Source organism: Mesorhizobium sp. EU05-FHT14A09 (assembly GCF_058790995.1).
Genome location: NZ_JBYTDF010000007.1, coordinates 208,893 through 222,960 on the forward strand (window position 1 = coordinate 208,893; position 14,068 = coordinate 222,960).

Annotated in this window: 19 protein-coding genes; 6 read left to right on the forward strand and 13 right to left on the reverse strand. The window is 63.1% G+C overall.

What is annotated here, in order from left to right; translation table 11 throughout:
• Positions 1–6 precede the first annotated feature (6 nt).
• The 11 genes from AC3WTO_RS22755 to AC3WTO_RS22805 form a co-directional block, all read right to left on the reverse strand.
• Positions 7–585, reverse strand: coding sequence for a histidine phosphatase family protein (locus AC3WTO_RS22755; RefSeq protein WP_492463191.1), 579 nt, complete (start codon positions 583–585; stop codon positions 7–9).
• A 79-nt stretch (positions 586–664) separates the two neighbouring features.
• Positions 665–1,657: an adenosine kinase gene (locus tag AC3WTO_RS22760; RefSeq protein ID WP_492463192.1), complete on the reverse strand. Its 993-nt coding sequence runs from the start codon at positions 1,655–1,657 to the stop codon at positions 665–667.
• 171 nt (positions 1,658–1,828) lie between these two features.
• The gene (locus AC3WTO_RS22765; protein ID WP_492463193.1) at positions 1,829–2,215 is read right to left on the reverse strand and encodes a cell envelope integrity TolA family protein; all 387 of its coding nucleotides are present in this window, start codon (positions 2,213–2,215) and stop codon (positions 1,829–1,831) included.
• An 82-nt stretch (positions 2,216–2,297) separates the two neighbouring features.
• Positions 2,298–2,678 (reverse strand): UCP034077 family protein, encoded by a 381-nt coding sequence (locus AC3WTO_RS22770; protein WP_492463194.1) that lies wholly within the window; start codon positions 2,676–2,678, stop codon positions 2,298–2,300.
• Positions 2,675–3,652 carry a proline racemase family protein gene (locus tag AC3WTO_RS22775; protein WP_492463247.1) on the reverse strand — a complete coding sequence of 326 codons (978 nt, stop codon included), beginning with the start codon at positions 3,650–3,652 and terminating at the stop codon, positions 2,675–2,677. The genes AC3WTO_RS22770 and AC3WTO_RS22775 overlap by 4 nt, the downstream gene beginning before the upstream one ends.
• 23 nt (positions 3,653–3,675) lie before the next feature.
• Positions 3,676–4,482, reverse strand: a complete 807-nt coding sequence (locus tag AC3WTO_RS22780) for an isocitrate lyase/PEP mutase family protein (protein ID WP_492463195.1) — start codon at positions 4,480–4,482, stop codon at positions 3,676–3,678.
• A 201-nt stretch (positions 4,483–4,683) separates the two neighbouring features.
• Positions 4,684–5,343, reverse strand: a complete 660-nt coding sequence (locus AC3WTO_RS22785) for an HAD family hydrolase (protein WP_492463196.1) — start codon at positions 5,341–5,343, stop codon at positions 4,684–4,686.
• Entirely contained in the window at positions 5,343–5,828 is a 486-nt protein-coding gene (gene dut, locus AC3WTO_RS22790) for a dUTP diphosphatase (RefSeq protein WP_492463197.1), read from the reverse strand. Before dut ends, AC3WTO_RS22785 begins: the two co-directional genes overlap by 1 nt.
• A 66-nt stretch (positions 5,829–5,894) precedes the next feature.
• Positions 5,895–7,133, reverse strand: a complete 1,239-nt coding sequence (locus AC3WTO_RS22795) for an MFS transporter (protein WP_492463198.1) — start codon at positions 7,131–7,133, stop codon at positions 5,895–5,897.
• On the reverse strand, positions 7,117–7,659 hold the full coding sequence (locus AC3WTO_RS22800) for a Chromate resistance protein ChrB (RefSeq protein ID WP_492463199.1): 543 nt from the start codon (positions 7,657–7,659) through the stop codon (positions 7,117–7,119). The genes AC3WTO_RS22795 and AC3WTO_RS22800 overlap by 17 nt, the downstream gene beginning before the upstream one ends.
• Before the next feature lie 78 nt (positions 7,660–7,737).
• Entirely contained in the window at positions 7,738–8,208 is a 471-nt protein-coding gene (locus AC3WTO_RS22805) for an Lrp/AsnC family transcriptional regulator (protein WP_492463200.1), read from the reverse strand.
• 101 nt (positions 8,209–8,309) lie between these two features.
• On the opposite strand from AC3WTO_RS22805, the gene AC3WTO_RS22810 reads away from it, so the two are divergent.
• Both AC3WTO_RS22810 and AC3WTO_RS22815 read left to right on the forward strand, forming a co-directional pair.
• Positions 8,310–8,531 carry a DUF6356 family protein gene (locus tag AC3WTO_RS22810; protein WP_129412364.1) on the forward strand — a complete coding sequence of 74 codons (222 nt, stop codon included), beginning with the start codon at positions 8,310–8,312 and terminating at the stop codon, positions 8,529–8,531.
• 46 nt (positions 8,532–8,577) lie between these two features.
• Positions 8,578–9,372, forward strand: a complete 795-nt coding sequence (locus AC3WTO_RS22815; RefSeq protein ID WP_492463201.1) for a class II glutamine amidotransferase — start codon at positions 8,578–8,580, stop codon at positions 9,370–9,372.
• A 111-nt stretch (positions 9,373–9,483) separates the two neighbouring features.
• Here the strand turns inward: AC3WTO_RS22815 and AC3WTO_RS22820 are convergent, their stop codons facing one another.
• Entirely contained in the window at positions 9,484–10,329 is an 846-nt protein-coding gene (locus AC3WTO_RS22820) for a hypothetical protein (RefSeq protein WP_492463202.1), read from the reverse strand.
• A 170-nt stretch (positions 10,330–10,499) separates the two neighbouring features.
• On the opposite strand from AC3WTO_RS22820, the gene AC3WTO_RS22825 reads away from it, so the two are divergent.
• From AC3WTO_RS22825 to dnaQ, 4 genes are all read left to right on the forward strand, one after another.
• The gene (locus tag AC3WTO_RS22825) at positions 10,500–11,099 is read left to right on the forward strand and encodes a Maf-like protein (protein WP_492463203.1); all 600 of its coding nucleotides are present in this window, start codon (positions 10,500–10,502) and stop codon (positions 11,097–11,099) included.
• The gene (locus tag AC3WTO_RS22830; protein ID WP_492463204.1) at positions 11,092–11,931 is read left to right on the forward strand and encodes a shikimate dehydrogenase; all 840 of its coding nucleotides are present in this window, start codon (positions 11,092–11,094) and stop codon (positions 11,929–11,931) included. The genes AC3WTO_RS22825 and AC3WTO_RS22830 overlap by 8 nt, the downstream gene beginning before the upstream one ends.
• Positions 11,928–12,533, forward strand: coding sequence for a dephospho-CoA kinase (coaE, locus tag AC3WTO_RS22835; RefSeq protein ID WP_492463205.1), 606 nt, complete (start codon positions 11,928–11,930; stop codon positions 12,531–12,533). Before AC3WTO_RS22830 ends, coaE begins: the two co-directional genes overlap by 4 nt.
• Positions 12,534–12,627: 94 nt before the next feature.
• On the forward strand, positions 12,628–13,347 hold the full coding sequence (gene dnaQ / locus AC3WTO_RS22840) for a DNA polymerase III subunit epsilon (protein WP_492463206.1): 720 nt from the start codon (positions 12,628–12,630) through the stop codon (positions 13,345–13,347).
• 152 nt (positions 13,348–13,499) lie between these two features.
• On the opposite strand, the gene secB is transcribed toward dnaQ, so the two are convergent.
• Entirely contained in the window at positions 13,500–13,988 is a 489-nt protein-coding gene (gene secB / locus AC3WTO_RS22845; protein WP_492463207.1) for a protein-export chaperone SecB, read from the reverse strand.
• Positions 13,989–14,068 lie beyond the last annotated feature (80 nt).

Genomic DNA, 14,068 nt, shown 5'->3' on the forward strand with positions numbered 1-14,068 from the left:
AACAGATCAGGTCTGGTTCCAGCGGCGCACCACCGGCTCTTCCATGTCGTGTTCGTAGCCAAGGACGGAGACGCTGGCGGTGTCGAGCACGAACAGCGCGCCTTGCGATGCCGGCAGGCCGAGCCAGCGAGCGGTGAGCGTGCGCAGGAAATGCGAGGAGGAAAACAGCAGCACATTGCCGCCCGCCTCACGCAACGCCTCGACGACGCGATCGGCACGGGCGCCGGCTTGCATCACGCTCTCGCCATCCGGGCAGCCATCGCGAAACAGGCTCCAGCCCGGACGATCGACCAGGATGTCCTTGGTTTTCAGGCCTTCATAGGCGCCGTAATCCCACTCGGCGAGATCGGGCCTGATTTCGGCAGCGGCGAAGCCAGCCAGCTCGGCCGTGCGGCGCGCACGCGAAGAAGGGCTGGTCCAGATCGTGCTGAAGGTTTTGTCCCGCAGACGCTCGGCGAGTTTGCGGGCAGCGTCCTCGCCTTTTGCAGTCAGCGGAATATCGCTGCGGCCGGTGTGCTTGCCGGTGGCGCTCCATTCGGTCTCGCCATGCCGCACCAGGGTGATTTCGGGGTAGAGGCTGGCCATGACCTGATCCTTGCTGCGGTTTTCCGCCCGGACTTGCGCAAAAAACTAGAGCGTTTCCAAAACAGGAAACGCTCTGGGATTAAGCCAGCCCGGCCTGTTCGGCCTCGCGCTTGAGGTTCTGGCGCGGACGCGGCCCTATCTGCTGGATGACCAGGCCTGCAGCCAGTGAACCGAGGTCACCGCAGGTCTTGAGATCGCGGCCCTGGGTATAGCCATGCAGGAAACCGGCAGCGTAGAGATCGCCAGCGCCGGTCGTGTCGACCAGTTCGCTGATCTTGGTTGCCTCAATGACGAAAGTATCGTCGCCATTGACGATGACGGAGCCCTTTTCCGAGCGTGTCACCGCGGCAATGCGGCAATCCTTGCGGATCTGCGCCAGGGCTTCATCGAAGGATGAAGTCTGGTAGAGCGACTTGATCTCGTGGCTGTTGGCAAAAATGATATCGACCGTGCGCGAGCGCATCAGGTCGAGGAATTCACCACGATAGCGGTCGACGCAGAAACTGTCCGACAGCGACATCGAAACCTCGCGGCCAGCGGCGTGCGCGTGCTGGGCGGTAAGCCGGATGGCTTCCTTGGCGCGGGGCGGGTCCCACAGATAGCCTTCGAAATAGGTCACCGCGGCACCGGCCGCCTTGTCGGCCTCGACATCCTCCGGTCCAAGCTCGACGCAGGCGCCGAGGTAGGTGTTCATCGAACGCTCGCCGTCCGGGGTGACGAAGATCATCGAGCGCGCCGTCGGCGGCGTGCCGACCAGCGGCCTGGTGTCGAAGGCTACGCCCTGTGCCTGGATGTCATGGGTGAAGATCTCGCCGAGATGATCCCTAGAGACCTTGCCGAAGTAAGCGGCACGACCACCGAAACTGGCGATGCCGGCAGCGGTGTTGCCGGCGCTGCCGCCGGAAGCTTCGACGGCAGGCCCCATGCGGCGGTAGAGCTGTTCCGCGCGATCGGCATCGATCAGGTTCATCGCACCCTTGATGATGCCGTTGTCGGCGAGAAAAGCCTCATCGCATTGGGCGATGATGTCGACAATGGCATTGCCAATGCACAGAACGTCATAATCCGGCATTCAGGTCTCCGCGCGGCGCGCCAAATCAAAGTTCTGGAGCGACCTTTTGCGCATCCCTTCGGACGCACGGCGCTCCAACAGCCCAAAACCCCGGCTTTCTGCCACGCCGGCCGGGCGCGGGTCTAGTCGAATGCCGATTTTTTGCAAGCTATTGCTGTGAAGTGGGAGGTCCTACCGAGGGGCGAAGGTGATGGCGATTTCGCTCCAGATATCTCGATCGTAAGGAAGCAGCATTGTATACGGAGCGCATTTCCGAATAGCTCGTATCGCGCTCTTGGCAAAATCCTGAAATTCCTTACCCGGTTTCGGATTTTGAATTCTTGGCGCTTTCGCAAGCGAGCCGTCAGGCTTCAATTCGATGACCACCGCGACCGTCAACGAGTCCAAATTCGGTGAATCCGGGATAGACCAACAGCTTGAGAGCTTGTCTCTCATCGTCGCCATGGCTGCTTTGCTGATCTTTCCTTTGGCGTCAGGCGTTTTTTCCTCGGCCTGGGCCGTCGGCGTCAAAACCCATACCGACGAGATAGCCAGAACGTACCAGACGCATGATCGCATGCTTTGCGCTCCCCAATGCCCAGTCTACCGCAGATAGAACCGGGAACGACGCACAGTGGCAATCCGAAAGTGAAAAGACGCCTCAGAACATCGGCGCGAAGTTGAGTTTCAGTTCACGCCAGCGCTCGTAAGGAACGCGGGTGCGCTTCATGCTGCGGAAGGGCGCGCAACGCTCCACGGCACGCACGGCGCTGGCCGCGAGCAGTTTGGCTTCCTTGGCCTTGGGCGGGTTCTCGACCGTGGGCTTGGCGGCAAGAGAGCCGTCACGCTTGAGGCGAACCTTGACAATGATGGGTGCCGGCTTGGTGCCTTTCATGTCAGGCGGCATCCAGCAGCCGGCGATCTCGTTGTGCAGCGCTTCGACCAGCGCGGCGAACTCGCCCTTCTCGTCGGCAAGCGCCGAACGACTGAAACCGACCGACAGCGCGGCGGCGATCAACACGGCACGTATCGCAACGTTCATCTGAGCAGGAATCCTTGGCCGAGCGCGTCATCCGCCTCGACGATGAATTCGGCGCGGCCGCTATAGTAGGCGCGACCGCCGACCTCCGCAACGATGGCCGCATGCCGCCCTGCCTGTGTTTCGCGCACGACGCCGCCGGAAAAGCGCGACCCGGCGATGCTTTCGAAAACGCGCTTCTGGCCGGCGCCGATCTGGCCCTTGGCGTACATCGCCGCAAGACGCGCTGTCACGCCGGAGCCGGTCGGCGAGCGGTCCACCTCGGCATCGGCGAAAACGCAGATGTTGCGGGTCGGCTGGTCCGAGAAAGCGTCGGCGCCGTCGGTCAAGATGGTGCCGTAGAGGAAAGCGAGATCGTCATGGTCGGGGTGCGAAAGCGGAAAATCGCGCTTCAGCTGTTCGGTCAGAGCGGTTGCGGCATCGACGAAATCGCGCACGCGGCTGACACCGAACGCCAGGCCGAACTGCCGGCAGTCGGCCAATGCATAGAAGGCGCCGCCATAGGCGATGTCGAAGCCGACACGTCCGAAACCTGCCAGATCCACCGTCTGGCCGCCGGCAAACAGGAAAGCCGGCACGCTTTCGAAGGAAACGGCGCCTGCCTTGCCATCGACGACCTCGACTGAGGCGACGACCAGCCCGCAGGGCGCCTCGATGTTCACCGTCGTCAATGGTTCCTTCGCGGCCACCATTCCCTGGTCGATGGCATAGCGGCCAAGCGCCACGATGGCATGGCCGCACATGGTGGAATAGCCTTCATTGTGCATGAACAGCACGGCGAGGTCGGCGCCGGTCAGGTCCGGCTCCACCAGCAGCGCGCCATACATGTCGTAGTGGCCGCGCGGCTCGAACATCAGGATGCGGCGCAGATGGTCGAGATGGTCGCGCACGTAGGCGCGCTTCTCGAGGATGGTGCCCTTCGGGATAGGAGGATAACCGCCGGTGACGATCCTGAGCGGCTCGCCACCGGTGTGCATATCGACAACGGTGAGCGGTGCCGTCACGACTGATCCGCGGCAAACAGTTCGGTCATCTTCCTGTAGGTCATGGTGTTGGCCCGGTTGAAGGTGAAGGAACCGATATCTAGCAATTCGCGACCGGCCCGCTCAAGGGCGCTGAAAGCCGTGCAGGCAAGCTGCGAGCCGACGGATATGCGCCTGGCGCCGGCTTCGGCCAGCGCTGGAACGGTGAAATCGGCAGTCGACAGCACATTGACCGGTTTCTCGAGTGCCTGGCAGACGGCACGGACCGAGGCGATGTCGGAGAGACCTGGCGCATAAAGCACGTCCGCGCCCGCCTTCTGATAGGCCTGCAGCCGGCGGATGGTGTCGTCGAGATCGGGCCTGCCGTGCAGGAAATTCTCGGCACGCGCCGTGAAGACGAAATCGTGCTTCAGGGCGCGCGCAGCTTCCGCCGCCGCGGCGACACGTTCCACGGCCTGTGTGAAATCATAGATCGGATTGTCGGCGTCGCCGGTGTGGTCTTCGATCGAGCACCCTGCCAGCCCCGCAGCCTCGGCGGCAAAAATGGTCTCGCCGGCGCTTTCGGCACTGTCGCCCTTGCCCTTTTCCAGATCGGCCGAAACCGGCAGGCTGGTGGCTGCGACGATTTCCCGGCAATGCTGGATCATTTCCTCGAAGCCGATCGCGCCATCCGGCAGGCCGCGTGAAAAGGCATAGCCGGCGCTGGTCGTGGCCAATGCCTTGAATCCCAGGGAAGAAAGCAGTTTGGCCGAGCCGATATCCCACGGGTTGGGAATGACGAAGGTTTCAGCGTGCAGGTTTCGGAAAATCTTGCCCTTGTCCATCGAAGTCTCTCCGCAAAAGACGTGCCGGCCACAGTTTCGAATTCAATCTGCAGGCTGTGGCGAATTTCAGGAGAGGAAGACTACTGGGACCGCCCGGACGCAGCAAACGAATGCGATTGGGTCAGGCAGCCTGCACGCAACACTCCTGCCAAAACACCGGTAGCAGGCGCGACGGAACGGTCATGAAGCGCTGAAGACTGCTCAGCGCAGCGGGATCAATCCTGGCAAGTCGCGCATGTCGGCAAAGAGGATGCCGCCTGCCTTTTCCAGCCCTTCGGGATCGGAATGCGGATCGCCATGGTAGGAGAACACCCGCATACCCGCAGCGATACCGGCCTTGGTGCCGGCCACCGAATCCTCGATGACGATGCAATCGGCCGGTGAGACGCCCATTTCCCTGGCCGCATGCAGGAACAGGTCCGGGAACGGTTTCGAACGGCCGACCATGGTGGAACTGAACATGGCGTGTTCAAAGAACGGAAGCAGCCCGGTTACGCCGAGCGTAATATGCATCTTGGAAACGCGTGCCGAAGAGGCGACGCAATAAGGGATGCTCGCCGCGCGAACGGCGTCGATCACGTCGCGCACATAAGGGATTTCGTCGACGCCGTTGGCAAAAAGATCCGGCAGGCCGAGATTCCAGCGGTCAGCGAAATCCTCGCCGAGATCGATGCCTGCCGTTTCAAGAATCTCGTTGCGCACCGAGACCATCGACCGGCCGGAAAAATGCTTGCGGCAATAGTCGAAGTCGACGGGATAGCCAGCTTCGGTGAGCCACAGTGCCAGCCGCTCGTTAGCCATGTTCTCGGTATCGACCAGGATACCGTCGCAGTCGAAGATGACGAGCCCTGGCAGCGCCATCAGGCGGTTCCGGTCGATCCGAAACCGCCACCGCCTCGATCGGTGCCGCCGGCGAGGCTGCGTTCCTCGGAGCGGACCTGAACGGCGGGCGCGAAGACGATCTGGGCAATGCGCATGCCGCGCTCGACGTAAAACTCTTCGTCGCCATGGTTGATCAGCAGCACCTTGACCTCGCCGCGATAATCGCTGTCGACGGTACCGGGCGTGTTGAGGCAGGTGATGCCGTGTTTCAGCGCAAGGCCGGAGCGGGGACGAACCTGGCCTTCAAGGCCTTCGGGGATTTCCATCACCAGGCCGGTTGGCACCAAAGCGCGACGGCCCGGAAGGATGAGCAGCGGCCGATCCTCGGGAACGGCAGCCCTGAGATCCATGCCGGCGGCGCCGGCGCTTTCATAGGCCGGCAACGCCAGCCCCTCGCCATGCGGCAAGCGGACGAAACCGACCGTCTGGCCAAAGACGGATTGATTTTGAGGTGTCGGGTGCATGGCGCGATCCTATCGGGCGAGCCGTGCGTCAAGTCAACCGGTTACGGGTGTTTCGAAGCGAATCTTTCATCGCCCGGCATGCGTCGACAGCCGTGCCCGCACAGGCAGCAGCCCGACCAGCGTCACAACAGCAAAGACGGCGCCAGCCAGGAAGGTGGCCTGCGGTCCGAACTGATCCCACAGGAACCCGGCCAGCACGCTGGCGAAAAGCAGCGCAACGCCGGTGACTAGGTTGAACATGCCGAATGCCGTGCCGCGCAGTTCCGCCGGCGCCGCATCGGCGATAAGCGTTGCCAGCAGCCCCTGGGTGAAGCCCATGTGCAGCCCCCACAGCACGACGCCGACAAGCAGACCCAGGATGTTCGGCACCAGGCCAAGCACCAGGTCGGCCGCCACCAGAAACAGCAGACCGACGGCGAGAAGCATCGCCCGGCTGACGCGGTCGGCGAGCACGCCAACCGGATAGGCCGACAGCGAGTAGGCCAGGTTCATCACCACCAGGACGATCGGCACCAGTGCGAGCGACAGGCCGATCGACTGCGCACGCAGGATCAGGAAGGCCTCGCTGAACCGGGCGAGCGTGAAAACCGCAGAAACGGTCACCACCAGCCAGAACGTCGCGCCAAGAAGCCGCAGTTCCGAGCGCCGCAACGGCATGCGAACCTTGCGCTGGCCAGCCGGTCGCTCGGGCTCCTTCACGGCAAAGACGATCAGGGCAACAGCGATGAAGGCCGGGATGACGGCGACCCAGAAAACCGCCTGGAAATGATCGGCTGTCGCCCACATCAACGCCACCGCCAGCAATGGACCGGCGAAAGCGCCGATGGTGTCCAGCGACTGGCGCAGGCCGAAGCTGGCGCCGCGCTGTTCCGCCGGCGTGATGTCGGCGATCAAGGCGTCACGCGGGGCGCCGCGGATGCCCTTGCCGATGCGGTCAACGAAACGTGCGGCGACCAGCCAGCCGATCGACGGCGCCAGCGGAAACACCGGCTTGGTGATCGCGGCCAACCCATAACCGAGCGCGGCCAGCATCTTGCGCTTGCCCAGCCAGTCGCTGAGCGCGCCGGAAAAGATCTTGGTGATCGAGGCGGTGGCCTCGGCAATGCCTTCGATGATGCCGACGGTCAGGCTCGACGTGCCAAGCACCGCCACCATGTAGACGGGCAGCAGCGCGTGGATCATCTCCGAGGAGATGTCCATGAACATCGAGACAAAGCCGAGCGCCCAGACACCGGCTGGAAGACCGCGACGCGTTGCCGGGCCGGTGACCTTGTCGGCGTCATTCATCTCAACGGTTCTCGTCATGGGCGTCAAAGACGCGCCTGGCGTAGCTGTCCAGCAGGGCCTCGCAGGCACGCAGGCGCTCCGCTGCTTCCTCGGCCAGCGGCGCTTCGTAGAAATCGAGCTTGCGGATCTTCTCCAGCCAACCCTGCAGTTTCCTGAGATCGGCGTCTTCTTCGTCGAGCTCGGCGTATGTGAACTTGTTGATGGCGACTTCCTTGGCGATCTCGGTCTCGAAATCGGCGCAGCGGCCGAGGAACTCGCGGTACTGGTCGTCGCGGTCGGCACGGAAGCGCTGCACGACCTTGTCTTCCTGTGCACGATCCAGTGCGACAGTCTCCAGGATCACGGACTCGCCCGCCATTTCGAGGATGTCATTCTCGATCATCTTCAGCCGGCGTATGTGGTCGTCGGTCTTGGGCAGCAGGCAGACGCCGTTCTGCAGATAGACAGCGCCCATGCCCTTCAGCTTCCGCCATAGCGCAATACGCTTCGTCGCCGGTTCGGGCGGCACCTTATAGGTGAGCAGAAGCCAGGATAGGGAAACCATGGTTGATTCCTGATGTTACGACCGTAACATACGAGAACAAACCGCCGCAGTCGAGAACCGTGCCGACCGATCCGCCGGCTAGCGCACCTCCACCGGCACGACGGTGGTTTCCTTGATTTCCTCCATGACGAAGGAGGCCGACACGTCGGACAGGGGCACCTTGGCAATCAGGCGCTGGTAGAGGCGGTCATAAGCCTTCACGTCGGCGACCCGGGCGCGCAACACATAGTCGAGATCACCGGACATCCGGTAGACACCGGTGATCTCGGGGAAGGATGTCACCGCGGTGCGGAACTTCGCCAGCCAGTCCGGATCATGGCTGGAGGTGCGCACGATGATGAACACGGAAAGACCGAGCCCAAGCTTGTCCGCGTCGACCAGCGCGACCCGGCCGGTAACGACGCGCTCGTCCTCCAGTCTCTTCACGCGTCGCCAGCAGGCATTGCGGGACAGGCCAACCCGCTCTGAAAGCTGATCGACCGACAAGGTGCCGTCCCTTTGCAATTCGGCAAGGATTCTTCGATCAATCGTATCAAGTTCGTGAGCCATCTTGGGATATTTGTCCCAATCTCAAATGCTCATCAAGGACAAATTGGGATCATCATCCCGGAATTGCGTGGGACGATGGTGCAAAGAATGGGAGAATCACCATGACGACGCGCATCGCCCGCCTGTTCACCGATCACCCGCATTCGGTCGACGAGAGCTATTTCGAACACATGCGCTTCGCCGGCTGGTTTGCCAGCAGGCTGTTCATGGCCGGCGGCGCCGCGCTCATTCATGCTTTCTTACCCTTCCTGTTCGAGACTACGGCCAGCGGGATCATCCGCCAGCTCTACGAGCGCACGCACAACCGGCGTCCGCAGGCGTGATCCGCAAGGCCAGCTTTGACTGACCGTGCCTGAAGGACGATGACGCATGTGCCGATGGGCGGCCTATCTCGGTGAAGACGTCTTCCTGGAAGACATCGTCAGCGCGCCTTGTCATTCGCTGATCGCGCAGAGCCATTGCGCGCAGGAAGCCAAATCGCCCACCAATGGCGACGGTTTCGGCCTGGCCTGGTATGGCGGCCGCACAGAGCCCGGCCTCTACCGCGATATCCTACCGGCCTGGTCGGATCCAAACCTCAAAAGCCTCTGCCGGCAGATCCGCTCCGGCCTGTTCCTGGCGCATGTGCGCGCCTCGACCGGCGGCGCCACCAGCCGCGCCAATTGCCATCCCTTCGTTTCGGGACGCTGGTCGTTCATGCACAATGGCCAGATCGGCGGTTTCGAGCGCATTCGCCGCGCGCTCGAGGCAGCCTTGCCGGATGCGCTCTACGACCAGATCGAAGGCACAACCGATTCCGAACTGTTCTTCTTCCTGATGATCGACGCGGGACTGGAAACCGATCCGCAAGGCGCGCTGGAAAGGGCGACCTCCCGAGTGCTTGCGGCCGCCCAGCGAGCGGATGTCGATCCGGCCCTGAAATTGACCGCTGCTTTTTCCGACGGCGAAGCCGTGCATGCGGTGCGCTATTCGACCGATGGCCTGGCCCCGACACTCTATACATCCGCATTCCACGGCGGTCGCTGCATCGTGTCGGAACCGTTCGACCGTGAGAGCGCCGAATGGCAAGCCATTCCGCCGGCGAGCTTCGTAACCATGACGAAGGCCGGCATCAGCATCCGTCCGTTCGCACCGGCTTCAGGGATGCCGCTCGCGGCCGAATAAGCGGGGATCAGAGCATGTCGAGCAAAAGTGTGCAGCGGTTTTGCGATAAGGACATGCGTAAAATCAAAGACCTAATGCGCAAGGAGCGAATCTGAAAGATCGCGACGCGCATTAGCCGACGAGCCTCACTGTCCCATACGGATTGAACTTGAACTCGTCCTCTTCATATTGGGATTCGAACGAGAGGTTCGCCCCGCGTTTCCTCAGCACCTCGTCCAGGCCTCGGTCGGCAATCTCGTCCGCGACGGCGTCCATGGTAGCAACGGCCTCGCGCTCACTCGCCTGCGATTCCGGCACATAGACCTCAGGCAATCCGACGAGGTGAAAACCGACGCTTTCCAGATAGCCCTTGGCCGAGAGAGGGCGTTTGGCGAAGGCCAGCCGGCCAAGCCGCCTTTGACCGGGACCATCATCCGCCTTCAGGGCGGAAGCCGCCTGCAGCGCAAGCTGTTTCCACCGGAACAGCCCATGCGCTATGCCGGCGCTCTCGCCCTTAACGGCCACCGCGCCCTTCTCGATCATGCTGTCGACGAGGAACAAAGCCGCCGTGGAGACCGTGACGGCGTTGCTCTGCGTCATCGGCGGGCCGAGCACATAGAGGACGGATCGGTGGCCGGCGACCGCGGCTTCATCGGCCTTCGTCCAGGCACCCGGCTCGACGCGATCCCAGCACACGTCGAAGGACCGTACCATGCGATCGTCCGGTTCGGCCTGGGAATAGGTCTCGTCGATGCTGAACCCGCTGGCGAATTCCGCAATGGCGCCGGAAGCCGCTTCCGACAGCCGCGCCAGATCCCGATCCCGACCGAGGAAACAAAGAACATGGCGCGGTTTCACCGTTTCCGACTCGGATGGTTCCTGTAGACCCTCGTCGCCTCCGGACTTTGCCGCGAACGAAGACCGCCAGGCCGGCAGCGTGCCGATCAGCCCCAGGAGTGCGCGCCGCATGATGTCCAAAGAAGTCTCTCCCGGCGGTCCAACCGTCCACAGTCGATGCCTGCCATACCATAGTGGCCATCCGCTTGCGCGAGGAGGAAATGCAGGACGGCCCGGCGAGGGCCGGATTTGGTCATTCCATCATCGCGCGGCATGGTATAGCCGATAACCAGTGAGCTTGCGGAGGTAGCATGACCGAAAAACTCATCCTGGCGTCAGGCAGCCCGTTTCGGCTGGCCATGCTGAAGAATGCCGGCCTCGACGTCGAAGCGGTGCCGGCGAAAGTCGACGAGCGCGCGCTGGAAGCACCGCTCAAGGACAGCGGCGCTTCGCCGGAAGATGTCGCGGCGATCCTGGCCGAAGCCAAGGCGACCGAAGTGAGCCAGCGCCTGCCTGGGGCCCTGGTGCTGGGTTGCGACCAGACGCTGTCGCTCGGCGACGAGGTGTTCCACAAGCCGGCCGACATGGAAGGTGCGCGCCGTCATCTGCTGGCGCTGTCGGGCAAGACGCACCAGCTGAACAGCGCCGCCGTGCTGGTGCGCGACGGCGCTGTGCTGTGTCGCCATGTCGGCATCGCCAATCTCACCATGCGCAAGCTCGATCCGGCCTTCATCGGCCGCCATCTGGCGCGGGTGGGCGCGAAAGCGCTCTCCAGCGTCGGCGCCTACCAGATCGAAGGCGAGGGCATCCAGCTGTTCGAGACGGTCGAAGGTGATCATTTCACCATCGTCGGCCTGCCGCTGCTGCCGCTGCTGACCGAACTGCGGTCGCTCGGTGCCATCGATGGCTGACATGAGAAAGGCCTTCGTGATCGGCCACCCGATCGCGCATTCGCGTTCGCCGAAAATCCACGGATACTGGCTGAAGAGCTACGGCATTTCCGGCAGCTATGAGGCCATCGACGTTGCACCGGACGATCTGCCGGCGTTCCTGTCTGCGCTGGCGCGCAACGGCTTCAACGGAGGCAATGTCACCATCCCGCACAAGGAAGCCGTGTTCGCCGCCGTCAAACGCCGGGATGCGGCGGCGGAGCAGATCGGCGCCGTCAACACGCTGTGGCTTGAAGAGGGCAATCTCTGCGCCGGCAACACCGACGCGCACGGTTTTGCCGCCAATCTCGATGAATATGCGCCGGGCTGGGCCGGCAACGGGCCGGCTGTGGTGCTGGGTGCCGGGGGTGCCGCGCGTGCGGTTATCCATGCGCTAAAGGAACGCAGCGTCCGCGACATCCGCATCGTCAACCGCACCAGGGCGCGTGCCGAGGAGCTGCGCGACCAGTTCGGCGAAGGCATTTCAGCGCATGGCAGCGAAGCGACCGACGAACTGATGACCGATGCAGGACTGCTGATCAACACCACCGCGCTCGGCATGCATGGCAATAAAGGCCTGCCCGCCGATCCCGCCCGCCTGCCCGGCCATGCCATCGTCACCGACATCGTCTATGTGCCGCTGGAGACGCCGCTGCTGGCCGCGGCCAGGCAGCGCGGACTGAAGACGGTCGATGGCCTCGGCATGCTGCTGCATCAGGCGGTGCCCGGCTTCGAACGCTGGTTCGGCCGGCGTCCGGACGTTACCCCCGAACTGCGCGCGCTCGTCGTGGCGGATCTGGGAGCCAAACATTGATCGTTCTCGGCCTCACCGGCTCCATCGGCATGGGCAAGTCGACCGCGGCGAAGATGTTCCGCGAGGCCGGCGTCCCGGTGCATGATTCAGACGAAGCGGTGCATCGGCTTTACTCCGGCACGGCGACTCCCCTGATCGAAGCGGCATTTCCGGGCGTAACCCATGACGGCACGGTGGATCGCGCCAAGCTCGGCCAGCGCGTGCTGGGTGATGCTGCCGCGCTCAAGACGCTGGAGGGCATCATCCATCCGCTGGTGCGCGCCGATGCCGACGCTTTCCTGGCCAGCCATCGGGAGGCCGGAGCCTCGCTTGCCGTGCTCGACATCCCGCTGCTGTTCGAAACAGGTGGCCGCGGCCGCGTCGACAAGGTCGTGGTGGTGAGCGCGCCGGGCGAACAGCAGCGCGAACGCGTGCTGGCGCGCCCTGGCATGACCGAGGAAAAGTTCGAATCAATTCTCGCCAAGCAGGTTCCGGACGCCGAAAAGCGACGGCTGGCCGACTATGTGGTCGACACCGGCAGCGGCTTCGACGTCACCCGGGCGGGCATCCGGGCCGTCATAGCCGAGCTATCAGGGGAAAATGGCAGCAATCGCGCCCGCTGATCTTGCGGGAATGCCGGCCGGACTCCATTTTCGATCCGAACGAACAAGCGCCGACGTCTCCTTGAGGAGATGATCCGGGCCGCGGAGCCTCGCAATGCGCGAAATCATCTTCGATACGGAAACAACCGGGCTCGATGCGCGTGAAGACCGCATCATCGAGCTTGGCTGTATCGAACTGGTCAACCGGTTCCCGACCGGCAACACCTTCCACCACTACATCAATCCTGAAGGCCGCATGATCAATGCCGAGGCGGAAGCCGTGCACGGCATCAATGCGGCGCAACTGGTTGGCAAGCCGACCTTTTCCGAGATCGCCGAACTTTTCCTGACCTTTATCGATGGCGCAAAGCTGATCGCGCACAATGCCGGCTTCGACATGGGCTTCATCAATGCCGAATTCGCACGGCTCGGCCATCCGGCCGTCGGCCAGGAGCGCGTGATCGACACGCTGGCGCTGGCGCGCCGCAAGCATCCGATGGGTCCCAACTCGCTGGACGCGCTGTGCCGTCGCTACGGCATCGACAACAGCCATCGCACCAAGCACGGGGCGCTGCTCGACTCCGAACTGCTGGCGGAAGTCTATGTCGAGCTGATCGGCGGCAAGCAGGCCGCGCTTGGCCTGGATGGCGGACTGTCACAGGCCGGGCGCCGAGGCGGCGCGGAGGTCGGGCTGACCATCGCCATGCGGCCGGTTCCGCTGGCCTCGCGGCTGACCGAGGCCGAGCGCGAAGCCCACAAACGCCTGGTCGAATCGCTCGGCGAAAAGGCCCTGTGGGCAAAGTTCGGCGGCGAAAGCTCGGAAGCAGCCGAATAGGCAGTGCTGCGGCAGACCTGCAGCGTTGCCTCGGACGCGCTCTGCTCTTTCAACGCATTTCCGGACGCAAGACGACGACTTCTGCCGGAATTGCGCGAACCAAAAAAAACCCGGCGCCAGGCCGGGTTTTTCATCAGATATCGAAACAGCGCTTAGCTGACCAGAACCTTCGAGGCAGCCTGGTCTTCGGCCAGCTTCTGCTGGAACATCTGCGCGAAGTCGATCGGATCGAGCATCAGCGGCGGGAAACCGCCATTGCGGGTCGCGTCCGAAATGATCTGGCGCGCGAACGGGAACAGCAGGCGCGGGCATTCGATGAACAGGATCGGCAGCATGTGCTCCTGCGGGAAGCCGGCAATGTTGAAGACGCCACCATAGACCAGCTCGACGTTGAACAGCACTTCCTTGTCGAAGGATGCCTTGGCGTTCAGCGTCAGGTTGACGTCGAACTGCTCGTCGGACAGCGGATTGGCATTGACGTTGACGCTGATGGCGATGCCGGGAGCCTTGTCGCGGCCGCGCAGCGAATTCGGTGCGCCGGGGCTTTCGAACGAAAGGTCCTTCACATACTGGGCCAGAACGTTCAGCGTCGGCTGCGCTCCGTTGCCGTTGCTTGCCTGCGCTTCATTGTTGTCGGCCATGAGCCAAAATCCCCTTGCTGGGCCAAGCGGCCCCTATTGAAACCGGGCGTTGGCTATCACGGCAGGCGCTTCAAGACAAG

Excerpts from the sequence above, each read along its gene's own strand:
- AC3WTO_RS22805 (WP_492463200.1), bottom strand. The coding sequence starts at position 8,208 with ATGGCTCACGAACTTGATACGATTGATCGAAGAATCCTTGCCGAATTG.
- secB (WP_492463207.1), bottom strand. The coding sequence starts at position 13,988 with ATGGCCGACAACAATGAAGCGCAGGCAAGCAACGGCAACGGAGCGCAG.
- AC3WTO_RS22765 (WP_492463193.1), bottom strand. The coding sequence starts at position 2,215 with ATGCGATCATGCGTCTGGTACGTTCTGGCTATCTCGTCGGTATGGGTT.
- AC3WTO_RS22780 (WP_492463195.1), bottom strand. The coding sequence starts at position 4,482 with ATGGACAAGGGCAAGATTTTCCGAAACCTGCACGCTGAAACCTTCGTC.
- AC3WTO_RS22770 (WP_492463194.1), bottom strand. The coding sequence starts at position 2,678 with ATGAACGTTGCGATACGTGCCGTGTTGATCGCCGCCGCGCTGTCGGTC.
- dut (WP_492463197.1), bottom strand. The coding sequence starts at position 5,828 with ATGCACCCGACACCTCAAAATCAATCCGTCTTTGGCCAGACGGTCGGT.
- dnaQ (WP_492463206.1), top strand. The coding sequence starts at position 12,628 with ATGCGCGAAATCATCTTCGATACGGAAACAACCGGGCTCGATGCGCGT.
- AC3WTO_RS22755 (WP_492463191.1), bottom strand. The coding sequence starts at position 585 with ATGGCCAGCCTCTACCCCGAAATCACCCTGGTGCGGCATGGCGAGACC.
- AC3WTO_RS22830 (WP_492463204.1), top strand. The coding sequence starts at position 11,092 with ATGGCTGACATGAGAAAGGCCTTCGTGATCGGCCACCCGATCGCGCAT.
- AC3WTO_RS22785 (WP_492463196.1), bottom strand. The coding sequence starts at position 5,343 with ATGGCGCTGCCAGGGCTCGTCATCTTCGACTGCGACGGTATCCTGGTC.
- AC3WTO_RS22795 (WP_492463198.1), bottom strand. The coding sequence starts at position 7,133 with ATGACGAGAACCGTTGAGATGAATGACGCCGACAAGGTCACCGGCCCG.
- AC3WTO_RS22775 (WP_492463247.1), bottom strand. The coding sequence starts at position 3,652 with ATGCACACCGGTGGCGAGCCGCTCAGGATCGTCACCGGCGGTTATCCT.
- AC3WTO_RS22760 (WP_492463192.1), bottom strand. The coding sequence starts at position 1,657 with ATGCCGGATTATGACGTTCTGTGCATTGGCAATGCCATTGTCGACATC.
- AC3WTO_RS22815 (WP_492463201.1), top strand. The coding sequence starts at position 8,578 with ATGTGCCGATGGGCGGCCTATCTCGGTGAAGACGTCTTCCTGGAAGAC.
- AC3WTO_RS22810 (WP_129412364.1), top strand. The coding sequence starts at position 8,310 with ATGACGACGCGCATCGCCCGCCTGTTCACCGATCACCCGCATTCGGTC.
- AC3WTO_RS22800 (WP_492463199.1), bottom strand. The coding sequence starts at position 7,659 with ATGGTTTCCCTATCCTGGCTTCTGCTCACCTATAAGGTGCCGCCCGAA.
- AC3WTO_RS22825 (WP_492463203.1), top strand. The coding sequence starts at position 10,500 with ATGACCGAAAAACTCATCCTGGCGTCAGGCAGCCCGTTTCGGCTGGCC.